The sequence below is a fragment of the Haloprofundus salinisoli genome (genome assembly GCF_020097815.1).
GTDB lineage: Archaea > Halobacteriota > Halobacteria > Halobacteriales > Haloferacaceae > Haloprofundus > Haloprofundus salinisoli.
The window spans coordinates 2,545,727-2,566,551 of the sequence record NZ_CP083663.1 but is presented as its reverse complement, the minus strand read 5'-3'; the positions used below and the strand labels follow the sequence as shown (position 1 = coordinate 2,566,551).

Below are 20,825 nucleotides of genomic sequence, written 5' to 3'. Positions count from 1 at the left end.
TCAGCGCCGGAGACGAACGACGAGTTCATCGCCGTTTGACGCCTCCGAATCGCCGTTGTCAGTGACTTCCACGAGGCCGTCGCTCGCCAGGTCGTCGACCAACCCACGCAACCATTCGCGGCCCGTCTCGCCGCCGTAGTCGACGCGGACGCGGGGGCCGAGCGCGTCGAGCGCGAGTTCGTCGTACTCACCGAGAATCCGAATCACTCGCCCACGCATCTGCCGCCGACTCCCCTCGAAACTCGGCTGGGTCGGGACGTCTGGCGCGGTGAAGTCGCCGGTCTCGTAGGCGTGACACCAGCGCCGCCACGGGCACCCCGACTCATCGCAGGTCGGGGTCTTCGTACAGGCCACGCCACCGAGTTCCATGATCGCGTTGTTCCAGACGCGCGACTCGCCTTCTGGCAGCAGCTCGGTCGCAGCCGCCTCGAACGCCGCGTCGTCGTCCGGCACGTCGAACGCGCGGTGCAGCACGCGCTTGACGTTCGTGTCGACGACGGCGTCGCCGTTGTTGAACGCGAAACTGGCGACGGCGTTGGCGGTGTAGGGCCCGACGCCCATCAGTTCCCGAAGTTCGCCGGGCGTTCGCGGGAACTCGCCGTCGTACTCCGACTCCACCTGATTGGCCGCCTCGTGGAGATACTTCGCACGGTTGTTGTAGCCGAGACTGTGGCTCGACCAGAAGGCGACGACGTCGGCGCGGTCGGCCGCCGCGAGCTCCGAGGCAGCCGGCCAGCGGTCGATAAACGCCTCCCACGCCGGGACGACGCGGTCGAGTTGCGTCTGCTGGCTCATCACCTCTGAGACGAGAATCGCGTACGGGTCGTCGGTCCGCCGCCACGGGTAGTCGCGGTGGTCCGTCTCGTACCACGAGACGAGGGCGTCGCGGACGGGGTCGAGGTCCGTCGGCGCGGCCGGGAGCCGACCGCGGTCGTTCTCGGCGGCGTCGGCCGATTCGTCGGTCATCGTCGATTCGTGGTCGTTCGGCCGTTAAGCGGTGACGGTTCCGCCTCGCGCTCGCCGGGCGAACGTTCGTCGTTCGAGTAGATTCTTTGACACCAACACGAATCAGGGTGAAAGTATATAGTGCATGAGTCGAATCGGCGGCTATGGATTCACGTACCGCTATCCGACTCGGCGTCGCAGTCATCGTCCTTCCGGCGTCGACACTCGTGCTTCTCGCTGCCGGCCCGCTCGGGTGGCTCGTGTTACTCGTCGGCGTCTCGCTCGTCATCTCGGGTGCGCTCGGCGAGCGCGACCGGCTACCGACGCGGCGACCACACGGTTACACCGACTGTCCCGACTGCGGAACGCACAACGTCACCGGCCGCACCGTCTGTCGGGACTGCGGTGCGGGCATCGCCTGAACCGGGTCGCCGCCGAGACGAAGCCGAAAGCGGTAATCGGTCGCCGCGCCACCTGTGTCTGTGAGCCTCGACGACCTCCGCGACGACGTAGATGCCCAGTACGGCGAGTACGGCGACTCGATCTCGCTCGACCTCGACCGAGAGACGAAACACGAGTTAGCGATGCTCGCTGCGGTGTTTGACGGCGACGAGGGCGAACTGCTCCGCCGCGCGGTGCACGCGCTGTTTCAGTCGACCGTCGCCAGCGGCGACCTCGATTTCCACCTCCGGCAGGCGTACGACACCAGCTACGACGAGTATCTCGCCGGGATGACGTACGACGAGATGACGGGCGCGAGCCAGTACCCCGAGCGCGACGACGTGCGTCGGTATCAGATGTAGAAAGCCCTCGACGACCCGCCGGTGTGCGGGTCGTCTCGCCCTTTTCATGTCCGACCAGGCCCACGGGCGCGAGTCGCGCACGGCGGCGCGACACGCGCTGAGCCTCAGCCTCCCCAGCCGACTCCTTCGCTCGCGCTACGGCGCTCGCTCAGTCGCCCACCGGAGCGGCTATGCCGCTCCGAGCCTTCGGTCGCTTCGCTCCCGAAGACCTCGCGCATCTGTCGCGCCCACGCAGGGGCGCTCCGTCGCGCGCCGGTCGGTTGCGTCGCTCTCGTGGCTACGGTTGATAGCTAACAGACGGAGTACCCGCTTTCTCTCCGGTTCGCAGGGCGGCGCTCCGTACACCCGCCTCGACCGCTCCTGCGTCGGTTCTCAGGTCACAGAGCGAGGTTGGCCGCGTTCTCGTTCATAAAGATTCGTTCGCCTCGGCGGTGTCCGGAATCAGTTTGGCGAGTTCGTCGAGCGCGCTCGACGCGCGGCGAACGCTGCGCATCTCTACCCAGTGGCCGAGCAGCATGATGTCGATCAGCGTCACGAGCTCCCAGAAGAATGCCGTGGTCGTCGGGAAGACGACGCTCGCGAGGCTGTAGACGAACGCGACGGAGATGGCCATCGAGATGAGCGTCATCATCCCCGGGGACCGGTCGCGCAGTTCTGGGACCGCCATTCGGAGGAACGGGACGCCGCCGTACCCGAAGACGAGTATCGCAAAAGCCGGATTTATCCACTCGCTACCGGGGAACGCCGGCACCGAGAAGCCGAGCCACTGCTGGAGCATCTCGCTGTAGAGTAACACTGGAATCGACAGCACCGTCGAGACGAAGAAGCGCCGGCGGAACAGCTGTTCGTGGCCGGCGTGCATCCCCCCGTGGTCTCCGTGACCGCCGTGACCGCCGTCTTCTCCATGACCGCCGTGACCGCCGTCTTCTCCGTGACCGCCGTGACCGCCGTCTTCTCCATGACCGCCGTGACCGCCGTCTTCTCCGTGACCGCCGTGACCGTCGTGACCGTCTCCCCCGGATCGACGCCCGACGGTCTCCTCGGCTTCCTCGGCGTCGGCCTCGTCTTCGAGCAACGACTGTTCGATGCGGGACTCGCGCGGTCCGTCGTCCGCGTCCGATGCTTCGTTCTCGCGTCCCCGGTCTCCGTTTCCGCGGTTGGCGTGGTCTTCGTTCCCCGAGTTGTGCTTGTCGTCCATGGGTGTTCCTGTCGGAGGACGTACGCGAGGGAGACAGATGGCAATTGTGTGCTACATCCCGAGTGTTCTCGTCACTGTCCAGTGTCGGTTCGGATGCGATATCGGAACCCGAGCGAACGACGGGACGGGTGGCTCACAGACGGAGTTCGACTTCGACTCGCAGGGCGGCGCTCCGTACACCCGCCTCGACCGCTCCTGCGCCGGTTCTCAGGTCACGGTGTGTGCTGGCCCCATCTCCGAATAAAAAGGTCTGCCCGCTCAGGCCGTCGCTTCGATAGCCTCACCGAGCAGGTCGCAGCCGAGCGAGATTTCGCGCTCGGTCACGTCCAGCGGCGGGAGGATGCGCAGCACCTTGTAGCCGCACGAGAGCGTGAGCAGGCCGCGCTTCAGCGCCGCCTCCTGCACCGCGTCGCGGTGTTCTTTCGTCTCGAACTCGACGGCGAGCATCAGGCCTTTGCCGCGGAGGTCCTCGACGCCCGGCAGGTCAGCGTCGACCATCGTTTCGAGGAACTGTTCGCCGCGCGTGACGGCGTTGTCCATCAGGTCGTACTCCTCGATGGCGTCGAGCGTGAGCGCGCCCTGCAGCGAGGCGACGATGTCGCCCGCGCCCCACGTCGAGGAGAGCCGGCTCTTCTCCGCGGGGAAGATCTCTTTCTTCGAGATGGTCGCGCCGACGCGCAGCGACTTCGCGGCGGTGATGACGTCGGGTTCGATGGGGAAGTGGTCGGAGCCCCACATCTTCCCGGTCCGGCCGACGCCCGACTGAATCTCGTCGGCGATGAGCGTGATATCGTACTCGTCGACGAGGTCCGCGAGCTCCCGCATGAACGCGTCGCTCGGAATGCGGTAGCCGCCCTCGCCCTGAATCGGTTCGAGAACGATGTAGGAGAGCTCTTCAGGGTTGATGTGGCCGCGCTCGGGGTGGAGTTTCTCGCGGAGTCGGGAGGTGTCGTCGACGAAGAAGCCGCAGGAGCAGGTGTCGGGCGAACAGGTCCGGTCGTCGCAGTACGGCATGTCGTGGATACCCGAAATCTCGGGGAACTTTCTTCGATACACTTCCTTCGAGCGGTTCAACGAGAGCGCGCCGAGCGTTCGTCCGTGGAACGCGCCGTCGAAGGTGATACCGTACTTGCCGCCATCGGCGTGGTCGTAGCTGATCTTGATGGCGTTCTCGACGGCTTCCGCGCCGGAGTTCGAGAGGAACACCGTGTCCATCCCGTAGTGGTCGGTGGCGTCGACGAGGCGCTCCATCAGCCCCGCCGGACCCGGAAGCGGGTCGTCGTCGTAGTCGTGACCGCTGGAGACGTAGAAGTCCTGCCCGGCGATCTTCAACGGGTCGACGAGGTCGAACTCCGCTATCGGCTCCATGATCTTGGGGTTGTTGTAGCCCAGCGGCGCGGCGGCGACGTGACTCGTGAAGTCCAAGAGGACGTTACCGTCGACGTCGGTGCAGAACGGTCCCTCCGCGGGGGCGGAGGTGTCCCAGACGAAGTCGTAGACGTACGTACTCGGCGCGGCGCGTTCGCGGTGTCGCTCGGCCCACTGCCGGGCGCGTCGCCCGGGCATCGCTTCGACGCTCGGAGTTGCCGTCTCGCGGTCCATGACCCGCGGTACGGAGACAGATCTGTTAAGAGGTTCGTTACGATTCAGGAAAGATTTGCATCCGGGTTCCGTTCGACAGTCGATTCACCCGAACACCGCGACGACCGCCGTGGTGAGACCGGAGACGACGAGGACGACGACGCTCCAGAGCGCGACCCGTCGGGCGAACGGCTTCGGCCCCGCCGCCGACAGCGCCGCCTTGACGACGATGCTGGACGCCGTCGCCAACAACACGGCGACGACGGCGTCGGGCCCGCCGATGGTTCCGCTTCGGTAGAGGAGGACGGCCGACGTTGTCGCACCCGCAGAGGAGACGAGCCCCGAGGCGAACGCGCTGATGAAAAGCCCCGTCGACCCGAACTCGGCCTGTGCGAGCGCACCCGTGGCGAGGATGAGCAGGAAGACGAACCCGAACGAGAGCGCGTTCTGCAACGAGAACGGACTTTCGAGGTCCATCTCCACGTTCGCCTTCCAATCTGCGACGACGGCGGCGATGGCGACGCTCCCGAGGACGATGACGCCGAGGGGAACGACGGCGGTCGTCAACACCGGACCCGAGGAGTTGAGCGTGAACAGGAGGACGATAGCGAGGTTGCGAACGGCCATCGCGGCGTTGGCGAGCAACACCCCGGCGACGCCGTACGTCGACGCCTCCGGTCGCTGGTTGACGTGGTCTAGCATCGTCCCGACGACGGCCGTCGAGGAGGCGAGACCGCCGAAAAAGCCGGTGACGGCGATGCCGCGGCTGCCGTAGCTTCTGACGACGGCGTAGTTGACGATACCGATGCCCGCGACGGTGACCACCATCAACCACGCGACGCGCGGCTCGAGCGGGACACCGTAGACGTTGATCTCACCCGGCGGCAACAGCGGGTAGACGACGAACGCGAGGATGGCGAACTCCGTCGACGACCGGAGCTCTTCGCGCGAGAGCGCGCCCGCGAAGCCGTGTAGTTCGCGCTTGAGCACGAGGAGAAGCGACGAGACGACGGCGACGGTGACGCCCGCGAGCACGTAGCCAGACGCGACGAGCGCGCCGACACCGTAGGCGACGAGAAGCGAGACCGACGTGGTGAGCGACAGGCCGTCGTCCGCACCGTCGCGGAGGCTCTGTGCGGCGAGCAGTATTCCCTGGACGATGACCAACACGCCGCCGACGGCCAGCAACGCCTCGCCGAGGTTCTCCTCGCGGGCGAGAATCGTGAACACCGCGGCGACGAGACTCGTCAGCGAGAACGTCCGGATACCGGCGGATTTGTCCGACCACTCGCGCTCTAGGCCCAGAAACAGCCCCAGCGCGGCGGCCAGGACGAGACGAGCGACCGTCTCGTCGAGCGAGGCCGGCAACGGACCTCCCGACTGCAGAACCGATAGAGAGAGCATGTCCCGTCTGCTACGCGACCGTCCGTGTTAACTCTCCGGGCGCGACACGTTTTTGCCATCTCCACACAGCCTCTTGGTATGTCGACTGAGAAGGACGTCGATGCCCCGAAGACGGTTCTGGGTATCGCCCGCTCCCGATTCGGCTGGTGGTTCCTCGCGGTCCTCCTGGCTATCGCCCTCTGTTACGTCGTGTACTCCTTCATCGGGACCGTCGTGTTCGGTCTGTTCATCTACTACGCGACGCGACCCATCTTCCGCCGACTCGACAAGCAGATTCACCCGTCGAGTCTCGCGGCCGCCGTCGCCATGTTCGCGCTGGTGTTGCCGGCGCTGGCGCTCGTCGGGTACGCGCTCCTCATCGTCGTCCGTCAGCTCGGCTCGGTGACGGGCAACGGGTTCGACCCCGAGCAGTTCGGACTCGACCCCACAGTCGTCGAACAGCTCACGAACCTGACCGACGTCCAGGCGCTGCTGTCGGGGGATCTCCTCCAGTATCTCACCGCCGAGAACATCCAGTCGGTGTTCGCGTCGCTCGGTTCCGCGGCGGTGACCGTCGCCTTCGTCGGTATCGGTCTCATCCACCTGTTCGTCATGGTCGCGCTGGCGTTCTACCTGCTGCGCGACGACCAGAAACTCGCCGAGTGGTTCCAGTGGCGCATCGCCGACGAGAACAGCGTCGCCGTCGCCTACCTCCGCGCCGTCGACGACGACCTCAACAGCATCTTCTTCGGCAACATCCTCAACGCCGCCGTCACCGGTACCATCGGCGTCATCACCTACTCGGCGTTGAACGCGTTCGCGCCGCCGGGTCTCGCTATCCCCGCGGCGGCGCTCGTCGGACTGTTGGCCGGCGTCGCCAGCCTCATCCCCGTCGTCGGGATGAAACTGGTGTACTTCCCCGTCGCCATCTACATGGCGCTCGCCGCGGTGGTGCCGCCGTCGAACCCCGCCGGCCTCTGGTTCGTCGCCGCTTTCGCCGTCATCTCGTTCGTCGTCGTCGACACCATCCCGGACCTCGTGCTCCGGCCGTACGTCTCGGGGCGTTCGCTCCACGTCGGCGCGGTGATGCTCGCGTACACGCTCGGGCCGCTGCTGTTCGGGTGGTACGGCATCTTCCTCATGCCGGTACTCCTGGTGCTCGTCGTCCACTTCGCGCGAATCATCCTCCCGGAGCTCGTCTCCGGCGAGCCGATTCAGCCGTACGCCGTCGACCCGGGTTGGTTTCCCGGCGACCCGTCCGAGCCACCGACGGCGCAGACGGCCAACGGCGGTGAGGCGGTGCCGTCGGACTCACCCGGGAGAGCTCAGCCGGACCACGTCGGTACGCCCGACGGAGACGACGCGGGCGCTGGAAGTGGCGAAAACGTCGGAGCCGGAGATGAGAGAGGCGAAGACGACGCGGGCGGGTCGGTGACCGACGAGACGCCCGACTCGGAAACGTCCGCGGACGAATCGGCCGGAGAGAGCGATACCACTGCCGAGACGGCTGACGACGAGAAACAGTCGTGACGTAGTCGGCGAGCTCAGTTCTCGACTTCGACTCCGGACTCGGGTTCGCCCTCGGATTCGACGTAGCGGGACTCCCAGTTCGAACGGGCGTTTATCTCGCGTCGCCCACGTCGAGTGAGCGTGTAGTAGTTCGTGCGTCGGTCACGCTGGCCTTTGTCCACCAGTCCTTTCTCGACGAGCGTGTCGAGGTTCGGATACAACCGACCGTGGTGAATCTCCTTCTCGTAGTAATCCTCCAACTCCTCTTTGATGGCGAGACCGTGCGGTTCCTCTAATCCTGCAATCACGTACAGTAAGTCTCGTTGGAATCCTGTCAAGTCGTACATTGGTAACGTCTAATCCGGTATTTCTGTCGGATTGAAATAAGCATATCGACTACCTCTTCACGATACCGTCTCGCAGCGGTTCTGTATTCGGTCTCCCCCATCCCTGCACAGATAACTGAGATGAATTGTTGTCGCCCGTGTGTCGGTCACCCGGCGAATATGTCCGGAAGTCGACCATGGATTTCGACGCCGATTCGTCCCGGATGCGAAGACTCGCGTTTCCGACTCAAAGCGTCTCAGCGGGGGCACTGGGCTTATGCATCGGGCCGACGTACAGTATCCTATGCCGGAAGAAGTACTTTTCAAAACGGAACACCGTCAGCGACGCGCCGACATCGCCAGCTACCTTCGGACCGTCGCGGACAAACTCGACTCGGGCGACTCGATCACGCTCTCGGCGAGCGACCAGTCGGTGACGCTCGACGTCCCCGCACAGCCGACGTTCGAGGTGAAAGCCGAGCGGGAGACGTCGTCGTCGGGCGGCTCCGCCGAACTCAGCGTCGAGTTCGAGTTGGAGTGGGACGAAGGAAGCGACGGCGAGGCGAGCGACGACGGCGAACTCAGCATCGAGTGACGCCGCTCGCCGGACGCGGGTTTTCGCGGCAGACGGACGCGCCGCTCGTGACGTAGTGTAGTAAAAGGAAAGCAAGCCACGCGAAATACCGCGTGGGTGCTTGCCGCCCTGAATTGGTCCCCGCTGACGCTTCGGCCCTCCAAGCGAAGCGTCACAAGTACATATCGCACGTTTTTACTTAAACTTACCGACGACGCGCGAGACCTTCGTTTTCGCTTAGATGTGCTCCTCTTCGAGCACCCAGCCGAGCGCCCGCTTGTAGTAGGTGAACATCTGTTTGACCCGCTCGTGACGCATCTCCTCGTCTTCCAGTTGCGTCTTGAGGAACTCGTACTGTTCTCGGATCTCGGCTTCGTCGCGCATCGTTCGGACGTAGACCGACGAACACCAAAGAACCCCTCCCGCCGAGAGCGACGACGTGGCGTCGGCGGACGAGTCGTCGGCTGTTACCGCGTCACCGTCAGTGCTGACAGCGTGAACGTCACCTCAGTCTGTTTCGTGCGTGCCGCTGTCGGCCCCGACAGCGAGTCGGCCTCGCGGCGAGGTCTCGGGGGTCAGGCCCTCGCGGTGAAGTACTGGTCTTCCCATTCGCGACGTTGTCTGAGCAGTTCTTTGCCCGATTCGGTGATGTCGTAGTAGTTCGTCCGGCGATCGATCGCTCCCTTCTCGACGTACTCCTTCTCGACGAGCACGTCCAGGTTCGGGTAGAGGCGACCGTGGTTGACCTCCGAGTCGAGGTACGACTCCAGTTCGCCCTTTATCTGTTGCCCGGACGGTTTGTCCAGTCCCGCCATCACGTACAGCAAGTCCCGTTGGAAACCACTGAGGTCGTTCATCATCGCGAATAAACTTCAACACCGCACAGTATAGTTCCTCGGAGGCTTACTGAAGAGTGAACGTCAGCTTTCGAAATACGTTTTCGTCACTCTGGCTCGCCGCCGGGGCCGTCTCCGGGCCGTCTCAGACACGCCTCGATTCGTGGAACGGGACCGCAGCCAGTGCTGTTTTCCCTCGCGCGGGCGAAGCACCGCCTATGGAGATTCGGGGACGACGCGAGTGTGCGGAGTGCGGAACTCGCTGGTCGTATTACGAGACGGGCAGCGTCAGTTGCCCCGACTGCGGCAGCATCAGAAGCGTCGGCGTCGACGAACGGAAGCAGCACACCGACTCGGCCGACCCGCTGGAGTTGACCGACCTGAAGGCGACGCTCGCCGACGGCGAGGTGCGAGACGTCGTCGACGACCTGAAACCGCGACTCCGAGAGTACATCAGGAAACGCGGGTTCGTCCGCGAAGGCGAACTCGGTCCGCTGGACGACGAGATTCTCGTCGCGGCGGAGCTGTTGCACGCCGTCGACGTGTACGACCGCTCGCGGGAGACGACCGACGACGAGTACCTCTACGTCCTGCGGCTCGTCAACGGCGTGGAGGCGGGTGACCGGCCCGCACCGGAGGACGTCCCCCGGTCGATGGCGGCCGCCCGCGGGCTCGCGTACGCGACGGTCGTTTCGAAGTACCGCCGCGAGGCGGTGACGTGGCTCGAAGACCACCCCGACGCGGAGGCGCAGTCGACGCTCGGCGCGATACGCGACCACGAGAAGCGCGTCCACGCGCTCGACGGCGACGTTCCGATGACCGACTCGGAGGCGCTGGTTCGCGCGACACAGGAACTCGGCGCGTATCTCGCCACCGACGACCTGGACTCGCTGGCGACGGCGCAAAACAGGCTCTCTCGGTTGGGGTAGGCCGACCCCGTCGGCCCGGCTGACACCTCGTGTCCGTCACTACCGGCGGTACCGGGCGACAGTCGCTCAGGGCAGGTCGACGTCGACGCCGGACTGCTCGCTGGCGGCTTTGACGGTGTTGTACAGGAGCATCGCGCGGGTCATCGGTCCGACGCCGCCGGGGACGGGCGTGATGGCGCTGGCTTTCTCTTTCGCGCTCTCGAACTCCACGTCACCGACGAGTTCGTACCCCTTCTCGGTGTCCGCCTCGACTCGGTTGACGCCCACGTCGATGACGGTGACGCCCTTCGAGAGCATCTCGCCGGTAACGAGTTCGGGGACGCCGACGGCGGCGACGACGACGTCCGCCTGTTCGGTCTTCGCCGCGAGGTCCTTCGTGCGGGAGTGACAGACGGTGACCGTCGCGTTACCGCCCTCGGCCTTCTGAATCAGGAGGTTCGCCAGCGGTTTGCCGACGATGTCGGAGCGGCCGACGACGACGACGTCCTTCCCTTCGGTGTCGACGCCCGTCGACTCGAGGAGCTTCTGGATGCCGTGAGGCGTGCAGGGTTTGAATCGGGCGTCGCCGGCGACGAGGCGGCCGACGTTCTCGGGGTGGAAGCCGTCGGCGTCCTTCTCGGGCGCGATAGAGCGGAGAACGCGACGCGTGTCGACGTGGTCCGGGACGGGCATCTGCACGAGGATACCGTGGACCTCGGGGTCGGCGTTCAGGTCGTCGATGGTGTCGTACAGCTCCTCGGCCGGGGCCTCGGGGTCGAGTTCGACGTGGATGCCGTCGATGCCGACCTCTTCGCAGTCGCGCTGTTTCATCGAGACGTACGTCTCGCTGGCGGGGTCGTCGCTCATCAACACGGTTGCCAGACCGGGCGTGACGCCCGCGTCCGTCAGCGTCGAGATGGCGTCTTGGAGGTCCGCGCGAATCTCGGCGGCGACGGCGGTACCGTCGATTATCTCGGTCATGAGTGAACTGGTGGCCGCCTCTGCCTTCAATGCTCGGATTCGTGTATACTGTCGTTCGTATCGCGTGAAATATATGCACAAACGTGGTGATTCACGAGGTGACTACTCGAACCGATGGGTCGCACGCCGTGAGACTCGTTCGGATGGCGGTGTCGCGTTTTATCACCGTCGTGGCCGTAGTTCGAGGCGATGTACGACACGATTCTGCTCCCGACGGACGGCAGTACTGGGGCACAGCAGGCGGCGAAACACGCCTTCGACCTCGCGCGGCAGTACGGCGCGACGGTCCACGTGCTCTACGTCGCCGACACCCAGCGCGACAGTCTCACCACCGTCGGCACCGAGGTGGTCGACGCGCTCGAAGCGGAGGGCCGGGACGCGGTGTCGGCCATCGCAGAGAGCGACGTCGCCCACGGCATCGACGTCGAGGAAGTCGTCGCCCAAGGCCATCCCGACGAGGAGATCCTCTCGTACGTCGAGGACAACGCCGTCGATCTGGTCGTGATGGCGACACACGGGCGCAGCGGTCTGGGTCGCTACCTCCTCGGGAGCACGACCGAGAAAATCGTCCGTAGTTCGCCCGTTCCGGTGTTCACCGTCCGCGTCGAAGCGTAGCTACGAACAGCTCTCTCCGGCGAGCGACTGTTTCTCGAAACCCCCGTTCGACCGCTCGCGTCACCCCCGTTTCGACGCTCACGAGCATTACCCGTCCGCGGTAGCCGTGTATCTGGTCGCGGCTCCGACGACGACGCAGGTGGTCTCCGCGGGCACCGACACAGTCTCCGAGCGGGTGAACTCCTGCGTTTCGTACGCGCGAAGTAACAATTATGCCTCCCGAGTTACTCGCCGTCGAGAGTCTCGACCTGCCACCAGTCCGCGTAGCCGTCCTCGCCACCAGAACGCTCTGCGTTCTGGTTGGCTCACGAGAGCTCCGCTCCCGCGAACGTCGTGGCACAGCGTCACGTCGAAGCGATAGCCGTCGTGCGTGCTCTCGACGGCGGCGCGTTTACTCGTACAGCGGGTGCGCCTCACAGAGGTCCTGGACGCTCGCGCTCACCTCTTCGAGGACCGCCTCGTCGTCGTGGTTGTCGACGACGCGGTAGATGAGGTCACCGACCTCGGCGGTCGCCTCCTCGTCGAAGCCGCGAGTCGTGAGTCCGGGCGTGCCCGCGCGAATGCCGCTCGGGTTGAACGCCGAGCGCGTCTCGCCGGGGACCGTGTTGGCGTTGAGGACGACGCCGACCGATTCGAGCGCCTCCTCGGCCTCGCCGCCGGTGAGGTCCGGGTGCGACTCGCGGAGGTCGACGAGTACGAGGTGGGTATCGGTGCCGCCGGAGACGACGCCGAGACCGTTCTCTTCGAACGTCTCCGCGAGCGTCTTCGCGTTGGCAACGACGCGCTCTGCGTACTCCTCGAACTCGGGTTGCATCGCCTCGTGGAAGCCGACGGCCTTGCCCGCGATGTTGTGCATGAGCGGGCCGCCCTGCGCGCCGGGGAAGACGGCCGAGTCGATGGCTTTCGCGTGTTCCTCGCTCGTCATGATGATGCCGCCGCGACCCGCGCGGATGGTCTTGTGCGTCGACCCCGTGACGAAGTCGGCGATACCGACCGGCGAGGGGTGGACGTCCGCCGCGACGAGGCCGGTGATGTGGGCGATGTCCGCGAGGTGGTACGCGCCGACGTCGTCGGCGACGTCCTGGATGCGCTCCCACTCCACCGCGCGCGGGTACGCAGAGTAGCCGGAGACGATGATGTCCGGTTCGAACTCGCGGGCCTGCGTTTCGAGCGCGTCGTAGTCGATGTAGCCCGTCTCGGCGTCGACGTGGTACTGTTCGACGTCGTAGAGCTTGCCCGTGAAGTTCGCGGGGTGGCCGTGGCTCAGGTGACCGCCGTGGTTCAGTTCCAAGGAGAGAATCTTGTCGCCCGGTTCGAGCATGGCGAGGTAGACGCCCATGTTCGCCTGCGTCCCCGAGTGTGGTTGGACGTTGACGTGCTCTGCGCCCCACAGCTGCTTCGCCCGGTCGATGGCGAGGCGTTCGACCTCGTCGGCGTACTCGCAGCCGGCGTAGTAGCGAGAGCCCGGATAGCCTTCGGCGTACTTGTTGGTCAGCGCGCTGCCCTGCGCTTGCAACACGGCGCGGCTGACGTGGTTCTCGCTCGCGATCATCGCCAGCGTCTCCTGCTGGCGGGTCACTTCGCCGGAGAGGGCGTCCGAGACCGCCGGATCGACTTCGCGTACGTGCTCGTAGTCCATGTCTGTCGTGGCGGCTGAAATCGCATTAAGTGTGTCCCTCTCCCCACATCTTTCCGCTCTCCGCTCGGCGGACGGCCGCCGTCTCCCTCCCGACGCGGCCGCCGGACGCTTCGCTCTCTGTGACCCCGGACGGCCGACGTCCGACGGTCGCCCGTTCGCTCGTCGGGGGATGGAAAGCGCTCTCAAATCGCCGGTATCGCGCCCTCGGCGACCGAGGAGCGTTTTTGTCCCCCTCCGACAGAGATATACGTTCCCGCTCGTCTATTTGTGTATCCGACATGATTTCGGTGGAGTCGACCGAAGAAGGAATCCGAGCCGTTGACTCCTCGAAGACATCTATCGACGTGGCCACCGAGCGCTGGACGGAGAGGGGCGAGGGGCCGACGGTTCCCCGGGAACCGGACGTCACCGTCTCCGGGACGACGACGGGGTTGCGCTTTCCGCCGGTGTTCGTCGTCGCCGAGACGGCGGGGGGAGACAGCTACGAACTCGCCAGCGAAGTCGGGCCGATACTGCTCCCGCCGGACGAGTACGTCGTCCGCGTCGAGGGCAACGTGCTGGCGTACGTCGCCTTCTCGGGCTCGGCTCGCCTGGAGAAGCCCAACTACGAGGCGTCGATACTCTCGTTTCCGGAGCCGACTTCGGTCACGCTCGGCTTTCGAAGCCGAACCCAAGAGCCGGCCGAGACGGTCGTCGTCCCGCGAACGCCCGAGGGCATCGCGACGGCGCTGTCGCAGTTCCCCTCCGGGCACCGGACGACGACCGCCGACCGGTCGTATCCGACGATGCGCGACCACCCGCCGCGAATCGCCTTCGGCGACACCGTCTCGATTCCGGAGGTCGTCTCCAGGCGTCGCGAGGAGACGGCCATCGAACTGCGCCTCCCTGCCAGTCTCGACTACCTCTTTCCGGCGTCGTCTCTGGCGCACTACCTCGGGGCGAACGTCTCAGTCGAGACCGTCGGGTCGTCCGTCTCGACGACGCCGCGGCTCGAAGCCGCCGGTCGCGTCCACGAACTGCCGCCGCTCCCGTCGTTTCAGTACGAGACGGCGGCCCTGCTCCGGCGGACGTTCCTGCTCGACTGTCTGGTCCGAAACGCGGGGCCGCACGGCACCGACCTCGCGGAGTGTCGGCTGCTCCCGGAACTGTCGCTGGACGCCGACGCGCTGTACGCCGCTCCGGTCGCGGAGCGGCTGAACGCGTATCTGGACGCGCCGTTCGAGCGCATCTCCGAGGAGTTGCCCGAGTGGCACCTCTCGATGTACGTCGAACCGACGATGTCGCACGCGAAGACGCTCCCGCACCTCCTACAGAACGTCCCGAACGTCTTCCTGCCCGAGTCGACGTCGCTCGACGGCGGGGAACGCCTCTCGCGGTCGCTCGACGACTTCTACCGCGGCGTCAAATCGCCGGCCAAGGAGTCCGTCGCCATCGACCTCACGAAGCCGAAACTCGGCCCCGGTCGCACCCACGGCTGGCTCGCCGGCGGCGTCCCCATCGACGTGTTCAAGGGCGTCCCCGAGGCGTACGAGAACCGATTCGACTTCCTGGGCCGCGCCGGCGACTCCATCTCCGTCGTCGCCATCCTCAACGACAGCGGGATGAAAGACGAACACGCCGACGCCGCCCGCATCTACCGCGAACGCGCCGCCGACCTCGACATCGACATCGAAGTGCGCGAGCATCTGACGACTGAGGAACTGGCGACGGTGTTCGAGACGTCGCACGACTTCGTCCACTACATCGGTCACTGCGACCGAGCGGGGCTCCGCTGCCCGGACGGGAACCTCTCGGTATCGTCGCTCTCGGCGTCGAACGCGCAGACGTTCTTCTTGAACGCCTGCGGGTCGTTCCACGAAGGGATCGGCCTCGTCGAGCGCGGGAGCGTCACCGGTGCCGTGACGTTCAACCGCGTCGTCGACAGCCAGGCGGCGAAGGTCGGGACGATGTTCGCTCGACTGCTCGTCCACGGGTTCTGTTTCGAGCGCGCCATGCAGATGGCGCGTCGACGTATCATGACCGGCAAGGATTACGCCGTCGTCAGCGACGGAACGCACGTGCTCGCGCAGTCGGACAACTACGTCTCCTCGGACGCCGTGCTCACTCGCCTCGCCGACGGCCGGTTCGAACTCCGGTACAGCGTCCACTCGCCGTGGGTCAACGGCGGCTACTTCCAGACGCACATCACCCCCGACGACGAGTCGCGGTTGCTCGGGTCGGTGGGCACGTACGTCCTCGACCAGGCCGAACTGTGCGAGTTCTTAGAGCACGCCGAGACGCCCATCGTCTACGACGGCGACATCCACTGGTCCGACGAACTGGCGAACCTACTTCGGTCCTGAGAACTGATTTCCGGGTTACGGACCGGTGGACGTGCTGTGGGCGTTGTACGGCTCGACGAGCATCTCCGCGCCGACGGTCCCCTGTGTCCCGATTCCGAGGAGGAGCGCGATGCAGACCACGAGCACGCGCGGGTGCCGACCGACGAACGTCGTCGCGTACGATACGAGCTGGCTCCGTTCAGAACGGTTGTTTGACATCTACAACGGATATGTAGCATGGGAGTAGTTAACAATTGCGGAAAGTGTAATGGAACAAACAATCTACTTGGTCGAAACCGTTCTCGGGAATTTAGCGAATCCAACCGTCGATTAGCGTTAATATTAAATAATCACCTGTCGTTTATGACCACAGCAATATGGCCTCGAATTTACTCGAAGAGCAGATAGAGGATATTCTCCGTGCCGCCCTGGAAGACGCAGACGACGAACTGTTCATCGTCGATCCGTCGGCCGAAGCGGTCGAGGAGCTCGTCACCGTCGCCACCTCGGTCGACACCGACCTCCCCACCATTCGGATGGTCGCCGACGAGGGCATCCTGAAGGACGTCATGGGCGACTTCATCGTCGCCAGTAACGCCGCCGACCTCATCGACGCCGGCGCGCTCTCGATGCGCACCACCGACGAGGAAATCGACAACGCGCTCCTCATCACCAGCGACGCCGTGATGGCGCTCGTCACCGCGAACGACCGCGTCGCCGCGCTGACGACCGAAGACGCCGAGTTTGTCGAGGCCGCTTTCGAGACGTACGAGACGCTCTGGGAGGAGTCGCCCGACTTCAAACTCCGCACGCCCCCGATTTCGCGCGTCCGCGACACGCTCGGGACCGAAATCGGCGACCAGGCCGAGTCGGACTTCGACGCCGTCCTCGCCTCGCTCGAAACCGCGCGCGGCGACGGCGACGGCCTCGACGAAGTCACTATCAGCCTCCTCGTCGCGGCGAAAAACGACATCCTACTGTACGACATCTCCAAGTGGGGCGAAGACGTCGGCATCGCCTCGAAGGCGACGTTCTCGCGCACGAAGACGAAGCTCGAAGACATGGGTCTCATCGACACGGAGAAGGTCCCCATCGACGTCGGTCGTCCGCGCCTGCGTCTGAAGCTCGGCGACGACCGACTCCGCGGTGCCAGCGGCGACGAACTCGCCAGCGTCGCGATGAGCATGCTCAACTGAACCGACTTTCTCACACCTCGGGGCCGCGCTTCGCGCGACCCGCCCGGTGCAAAAATCGAGAGTGAAAATGCCGCGCGCGAGGCCTTTAGCCGAGCGCACGGTACGGTGGCGCTTACGTCGACAGCGACTGCACTGCCTCCGCGACAGCGACCGTATTCGCCACTGCTCGGTGGTCGCGCCGAAGCTGACGCCGAACGACGCCTTTTCTTTCCTCTCGTCCCTCTGGCGACGCATGCACGTCGGTCTCGTCGGCTCGGGTCCCGCCGCGGAGTCGCTTCGCGCCGCGTTCGCGGACATCGACGCACAGGTCTCGGAGACGACACCCGGTTCTCTCGCCGACTTCGACTTCGGTGCCGTCGTCGCCCCCGCCGGAAGCGACGCGTTCGCGCGGGCGAACGAACTCGCCGACCGGTGGGTCGCCGTCGAGATCGGCGGCGTCGGCGGACGTTCGCTCGCAGACACCGACGCGGCGGTCTCGCTGTTCGACGCCGAGTCGGGCTGTTTCCACTGTCTCCGCGCGCGCGTCGCCTCGAACCTCGACGACGATGCGACGGCCGACCGGCCGCGCGGAGACAGAGCGGCGGTCCGTCTCGCCGGGGCCGTCGCGGGTCGTCGCGCCGTCTCGTTGCTCTCGGGCGACGACGTCGCGGGAACCGTGGTCGACGTTCCCGGCTCCGAACGGGAGTTCCACCCGGTTCCCGGATGCGACTGCGCCGCCCCCCGCGACCGGACGCTCTCGCTCGCCTACTGCGAGACTGACCTCGACGACTCGCTCGCGCGAGCCGAGCGGGCGCTCGACGACCGGGTCGGCCTCGTCCGCACCGTCGGCGAACGCGAGTCGTTCCCCGTGCCGTACTACTTCGCACAGACTGCGGAGACGACCGTCTTCTCGGACGCCCGGGCCGCCGAGTTCGCCGCCGGCGTCGACGCCGACTGGAATCCGGCGTTCATGAAAGCGCTCGGCGAGGCGTTAGAGCGCTACTGCGCGGGCGTCTACCGGAGCGGGGAGTTCGTCACCGCTCCCGAGACGAACCGCGCGAACCCGGTTTCGCCGCGGCGGTTCGTCCGCCCCGATGGCTGGGAGACGGCGGGGAGAGACGAGGCGATTCCGTGGGTCGAGGGAATCGACCTCGACTCCACGGAGCCGGTGTCGCTCCCGGCGGAGTTCGTCCAGTTTCCGCCGCCGGCCGAACGGCACAAACCCGCCATCACGACCGGTCTCGGCCTCGGCAACTCGACGGTCGAAGCCTGTCTCTCGGGGCTGTACGAGGTGCTCGAACGCGACGCGACGATGCTCGCGTGGTACTCGACGTTCGACCCGCTGGAACTCGTCGTCGACGACGACGGTTTCGAGACGCTCGTCGGCCGCGCACGCGCGGAGTCGTTATCGGTGACACCGCTTCTGGTGACGCAGGACGTCGACGTCCCAGTCGTCGCCGTCGCGGTCCATCGCGGGGGCGAGAACGAGGCGAGCGAGGGCGCGAGGTGGCCCCGATTCGCCGTCGGTTCCGGCGCGAATCTGGACGCGACGGCCGCCGCCCGGTCGGCGCTGGCGGAGGCGCTCCAGAACTGGACGGAGCTCCGCGCGATGGGTCCCGAACGTGCCGCCGGCGAGAGCGGCGCGATCGGGGAGTACGCCGACTTCCCGCGGGCGGCGCGTCGGTTCGTCGACGCGACCGGTCGGGTCCGCGCCGCCGACGTGGGACCCGCCGAGTTGTCGGGTGTCGAGGAACTGGAGACGGTCGTCTCGCGGGCGTCGGCCGCCGGTCTCGACACCTACGCCGCGCGGGTCACGACGCCCGACGTGGCGGCGCTCGGGTTCGAGGCGGTCAGAGTCGTCGCGCCGGAGGCGCAACCGCTCTTTACGGGGGAGGCGTTCTTCGGCGAGCGAGCGCGTCGGATACCCGCGGACCTCGGATTCGAGGCGCGACTGGACGCGCCGTTTCATCCGTATCCGTAGCGCCCGTAGTGCCGTATCAGGTGTTCCGTCTCGACGAGTCCTCGGCGTTGGAGAGGCGCTCGCCGTCGCCGGGGAACGTCTCCCAGTCCCGGCCGCTGACGTTCACGTTCGCGGTGCCGCTGGTCTCGTCGAAGACGAGGTGCTGGTGGGGGTAGGCGAACTCCAGCGTCGCGTCGGACTCCTCGAACAGCGTCCTGATGCGCGTCTGGACCTTCGAGCGGACGGTGAGCATCTTGTACGGCTGTTTCGCCCAGTAGCGGAGCGTGAGGAGGACACCGTTGTCGGCGTACTCGTCGAGGTAACACGTCGGCTTCGCCGGGTAGCGGGCGTTGCCGATGCGGATGGCGGGCCCGCCCTCGATGACCTCGTCGCAGTTCTGCGCCGCCCGCTCGATGAGCCGTCGCGCCGTCTCGATGTCGGATTCGTAAGTGACGAGGATGCTGAGCGTGAGACGCGACCGCTCGTCCTCCGCGGAGTAGTTGACCACGTCGCGTTCGCGGATCGAGGAGTTCGGGAGGACGAGAAAGGAGTTGTCGAGGGTGAACATCTTCGTGTACCGAATCGTAATCTCCTCGACGAACCCCCGCTCGCCGGTGTCGAGTTCTATCATGTCGCCGATCTCGTACGGCTGGTCGGCGAGGACGAACAGGCCGTTGATGACGCTGCCGATGATGGGCGCGAGGACGATACCCACCACCGCCGTAAACACCGTCCCGAAGACGAAGATGTCGGGGAAGGTGACGTTGTACGCGCCGAGCGCCACGAACATCGAGAGGAGGACGACGGCGATTCGGATGCCCGAGAGCACTATCTGTGCGACGCTCTGGCGCGCGAACCGCTTTGCGACGGGGCGGCCGAGCAACCGGACGACGAGTTTCGAGAGGTAGACGCCGGCCAGGAGGATGAGAACCGCGAGTGCGAACCGCCAGCCCGGAATCTGCTGGAGCCACTCGGGGACGAGGCTGGCGAGGAGCTTGCCGACGCCCTCCGCGGTGTTCTCGGAGCCGTCGGTGGCCGTCGTCTGCTGGAGGACGGCCGACGAAACCGTCGGTACTCGGCCCGCTATCATTGAGACACGTGACTCAGGCAACGTGAAAAAACGTTGTCCTCCGGCAGCCGAGACGCCGCGCGGCGCGCGGGACGCCGTCGGAGCGACTCGGCTCCGACCGGCCCCGAACCGCCGACGAGACGGTCGGCGAGCGGCGAACCGCTAATAGCCTGCTCGTCGGTATCTGTGATATGGCCGCGCCACAGTCTACAGTGGACTTCCGCATCTCGCACGAAGCCGAACCCAGCGAAACGCTTCTGGCGGGGTTTTCGACGTTCGGCCTCGCCGGACTCACCGCCGTCGACTACCTCGTCGACCATCTCGAACTGAAACAGACGGGCCACGTCACCGCCGCCGGCCTGCCCGCAATCGCGCCGTTCGAGAACGGCCGTCCCCGCCACCACACGCGATTGTTCTCCCGGTCGGACATCGAACTCACCGTGCTCGTCAGCGAACTGTTCGTCCCGGCGTCGGCGGGTAAGACCTTCTCGGACGCGATTCTCGACTGGACGGAGACCACCGACGTCGAGGAAGTCGCCATCCTCTCGGGCGTGCCGGTCCCGCACGGCCCCGAACAGCACCGTACCTTCTACATCGCGACCGACGACTATCGGGAGTCGCGGCTCGCAGGCACTGAGGTCCCGGCGATGGGCAACGGGTTCCTCGACGGCACGAACGCCGCGTTCGTCGAACGCGGCCTCTCGTCACCGCTCGGCGTCTGCGTCTACGTCACGCCCGTCCACGCGCAGGTCCCGGACGTGGAGGCCGCCTTGCGACTCCTCGACACCGTCGACGAGGTGTACGACCTCGGCGTCGATACCGGTCCGCTCGAAACGTTCGCAGAGCGCGTCCGACAGTACTACGGCGAACTGGCCGAACGCATCGAGACCCGCGAGAGCGACACGGCCGAAGACCGGATGTACATGTGAACCCGAGCACGCGCCGGTGAGCGGACCGTTTCGAGCGCGTGCGGACCAGAACGTTGATGACCGAGTGCATCGA

General features: G+C 65.9%; 21 protein-coding genes and 1 pseudogene. 11 read left to right on the top strand and 11 right to left on the bottom strand.

The genetic code is table 11. The annotated features are described in order from the left end of the window. Positions 1 to 966 carry an HhH-GPD family protein gene (locus LAQ73_RS13580; protein WP_224268805.1) on the bottom strand — a complete coding sequence of 322 codons (966 nt, stop codon included), beginning with the start codon at positions 964 to 966 and terminating at the stop codon, positions 1 to 3. Between the two features lie 143 nt (positions 967 to 1,109). Here LAQ73_RS13580 and LAQ73_RS13575 point away from each other — a divergent pair, with 143 nt between their 5' ends. Next, entirely contained in the window at positions 1,110 to 1,367 is a 258-nt protein-coding gene (locus LAQ73_RS13575) for a hypothetical protein (protein WP_224268804.1), read from the top strand. Positions 1,368 to 1,427: 60 nt separating this feature from the next. Beyond that, a complete protein-coding gene (locus LAQ73_RS13570; RefSeq protein ID WP_224268803.1) occupies positions 1,428 to 1,748 on the top strand; it encodes a ribbon-helix-helix protein in 321 nt (106 codons plus the stop codon). A 424-nt stretch (positions 1,749 to 2,172) separates the two neighbouring features. On the opposite strand, the pseudogene LAQ73_RS17765 reads toward LAQ73_RS13570, so the two are convergent. Beyond that, positions 2,173 to 2,946: pseudogene (locus LAQ73_RS17765) on the bottom strand (heavy metal translocating P-type ATPase); the annotation flags it as partial. A 37-nt stretch (positions 2,947 to 2,983) separates the two neighbouring features. Here LAQ73_RS17765 and LAQ73_RS13560 point away from each other — a divergent pair. Next, entirely contained in the window at positions 2,984 to 3,190 is a 207-nt protein-coding gene (locus LAQ73_RS13560; protein WP_224268802.1) for a hypothetical protein, read from the top strand. A 14-nt stretch (positions 3,191 to 3,204) separates the two neighbouring features. Here LAQ73_RS13560 and LAQ73_RS13555 read toward each other — a convergent pair whose 3' ends face one another. Beyond that, positions 3,205 to 4,548, bottom strand: a complete 1,344-nt coding sequence (locus LAQ73_RS13555) for a class-III pyridoxal-phosphate-dependent aminotransferase (protein WP_224268801.1) — start codon at positions 4,546 to 4,548, stop codon at positions 3,205 to 3,207. Positions 4,549 to 4,632: 84 nt separating this feature from the next. After that, positions 4,633 to 5,931, bottom strand: coding sequence for an MgtC/SapB family protein (locus tag LAQ73_RS13550; protein ID WP_224268800.1), 1,299 nt, complete (start codon positions 5,929 to 5,931; stop codon positions 4,633 to 4,635). Positions 5,932 to 6,009: 78 nt separating this feature from the next. Between LAQ73_RS13550 and LAQ73_RS13545 the strand changes: the two genes are divergently transcribed. Further along, positions 6,010 to 7,440 (top strand): AI-2E family transporter, encoded by a 1,431-nt coding sequence (locus LAQ73_RS13545; protein ID WP_224268799.1) that lies wholly within the window; start codon positions 6,010 to 6,012, stop codon positions 7,438 to 7,440. A 14-nt stretch (positions 7,441 to 7,454) separates the two neighbouring features. On the opposite strand, the gene LAQ73_RS13540 is transcribed toward LAQ73_RS13545, so the two are convergent. Continuing rightward, positions 7,455 to 7,766 (bottom strand): PadR family transcriptional regulator, encoded by a 312-nt coding sequence (locus LAQ73_RS13540; protein WP_224268798.1) that lies wholly within the window; start codon positions 7,764 to 7,766, stop codon positions 7,455 to 7,457. 283 nt (positions 7,767 to 8,049) lie between these two features. On the opposite strand from LAQ73_RS13540, the gene LAQ73_RS13535 reads away from it, so the two are divergent. Then, positions 8,050 to 8,340, top strand: coding sequence for an amphi-Trp domain-containing protein (locus LAQ73_RS13535; RefSeq protein WP_224268797.1), 291 nt, complete (start codon positions 8,050 to 8,052; stop codon positions 8,338 to 8,340). Between the two features lie 216 nt (positions 8,341 to 8,556). Here the strand turns inward: LAQ73_RS13535 and LAQ73_RS13530 are convergent, their stop codons facing one another. Next, positions 8,557 to 8,703 carry a hypothetical protein gene (locus LAQ73_RS13530; protein WP_224268796.1) on the bottom strand — a complete coding sequence of 49 codons (147 nt, stop codon included), beginning with the start codon at positions 8,701 to 8,703 and terminating at the stop codon, positions 8,557 to 8,559. Positions 8,704 to 8,894: 191 nt separating this feature from the next. Further along, complete coding sequence (locus LAQ73_RS13525) at positions 8,895 to 9,176, bottom strand: PadR family transcriptional regulator (protein WP_224268795.1); 282 nt, start codon at positions 9,174 to 9,176, stop codon at positions 8,895 to 8,897. Between the two features lie 197 nt (positions 9,177 to 9,373). Here LAQ73_RS13525 and LAQ73_RS13520 point away from each other — a divergent pair, with 197 nt between their 5' ends. Then, the gene (locus tag LAQ73_RS13520) at positions 9,374 to 10,084 is read left to right on the top strand and encodes a DUF7117 family protein (RefSeq protein ID WP_224268794.1); all 711 of its coding nucleotides are present in this window, start codon (positions 9,374 to 9,376) and stop codon (positions 10,082 to 10,084) included. A 66-nt stretch (positions 10,085 to 10,150) separates the two neighbouring features. On the opposite strand, the gene folD is transcribed toward LAQ73_RS13520, so the two are convergent. Continuing rightward, complete coding sequence (folD, locus tag LAQ73_RS13515; RefSeq protein ID WP_224268793.1) at positions 10,151 to 11,044, bottom strand: bifunctional methylenetetrahydrofolate dehydrogenase/methenyltetrahydrofolate cyclohydrolase FolD; 894 nt, start codon at positions 11,042 to 11,044, stop codon at positions 10,151 to 10,153. Between the two features lie 189 nt (positions 11,045 to 11,233). On the opposite strand from folD, the gene LAQ73_RS13510 reads away from it, so the two are divergent. Next, complete coding sequence (locus tag LAQ73_RS13510) at positions 11,234 to 11,659, top strand: universal stress protein (RefSeq protein WP_224268792.1); 426 nt, start codon at positions 11,234 to 11,236, stop codon at positions 11,657 to 11,659. Between the two features lie 391 nt (positions 11,660 to 12,050). Here LAQ73_RS13510 and glyA read toward each other — a convergent pair whose 3' ends face one another. After that, positions 12,051 to 13,298 (bottom strand): serine hydroxymethyltransferase, encoded by a 1,248-nt coding sequence (glyA, locus tag LAQ73_RS13505; protein ID WP_224268791.1) that lies wholly within the window; start codon positions 13,296 to 13,298, stop codon positions 12,051 to 12,053. Between the two features lie 278 nt (positions 13,299 to 13,576). On the opposite strand from glyA, the gene LAQ73_RS13500 reads away from it, so the two are divergent. Beyond that, positions 13,577 to 15,640, top strand: a complete 2,064-nt coding sequence (locus LAQ73_RS13500; RefSeq protein ID WP_224268790.1) for a hypothetical protein — start codon at positions 13,577 to 13,579, stop codon at positions 15,638 to 15,640. Between the two features lie 15 nt (positions 15,641 to 15,655). Here LAQ73_RS13500 and LAQ73_RS13495 read toward each other — a convergent pair whose 3' ends face one another. Further along, positions 15,656 to 15,838 (bottom strand): hypothetical protein, encoded by a 183-nt coding sequence (locus tag LAQ73_RS13495; RefSeq protein ID WP_224268789.1) that lies wholly within the window; start codon positions 15,836 to 15,838, stop codon positions 15,656 to 15,658. 158 nt (positions 15,839 to 15,996) lie between these two features. Between LAQ73_RS13495 and tbsP the strand changes: the two genes are divergently transcribed. Together tbsP and LAQ73_RS13485 are read left to right on the top strand one after the other, a co-directional pair. Continuing rightward, positions 15,997 to 16,815, top strand: coding sequence for a transcriptional regulator TbsP (tbsP, locus tag LAQ73_RS13490; RefSeq protein WP_224268788.1), 819 nt, complete (start codon positions 15,997 to 15,999; stop codon positions 16,813 to 16,815). A 232-nt stretch (positions 16,816 to 17,047) separates the two neighbouring features. Next, complete coding sequence (locus tag LAQ73_RS13485; RefSeq protein WP_224268787.1) at positions 17,048 to 18,775, top strand: YcaO-like family protein; 1,728 nt, start codon at positions 17,048 to 17,050, stop codon at positions 18,773 to 18,775. Between the two features lie 16 nt (positions 18,776 to 18,791). On the opposite strand, the gene LAQ73_RS13480 is transcribed toward LAQ73_RS13485, so the two are convergent. After that, a complete protein-coding gene (locus LAQ73_RS13480; RefSeq protein ID WP_224268786.1) occupies positions 18,792 to 19,844 on the bottom strand; it encodes a mechanosensitive ion channel family protein in 1,053 nt (350 codons plus the stop codon). Between the two features lie 170 nt (positions 19,845 to 20,014). Between LAQ73_RS13480 and LAQ73_RS13475 the strand changes: the two genes are divergently transcribed. Next, positions 20,015 to 20,752, top strand: coding sequence for a proteasome assembly chaperone family protein (locus LAQ73_RS13475; RefSeq protein WP_224268785.1), 738 nt, complete (start codon positions 20,015 to 20,017; stop codon positions 20,750 to 20,752). Positions 20,753 to 20,825 lie beyond the last annotated feature (73 nt).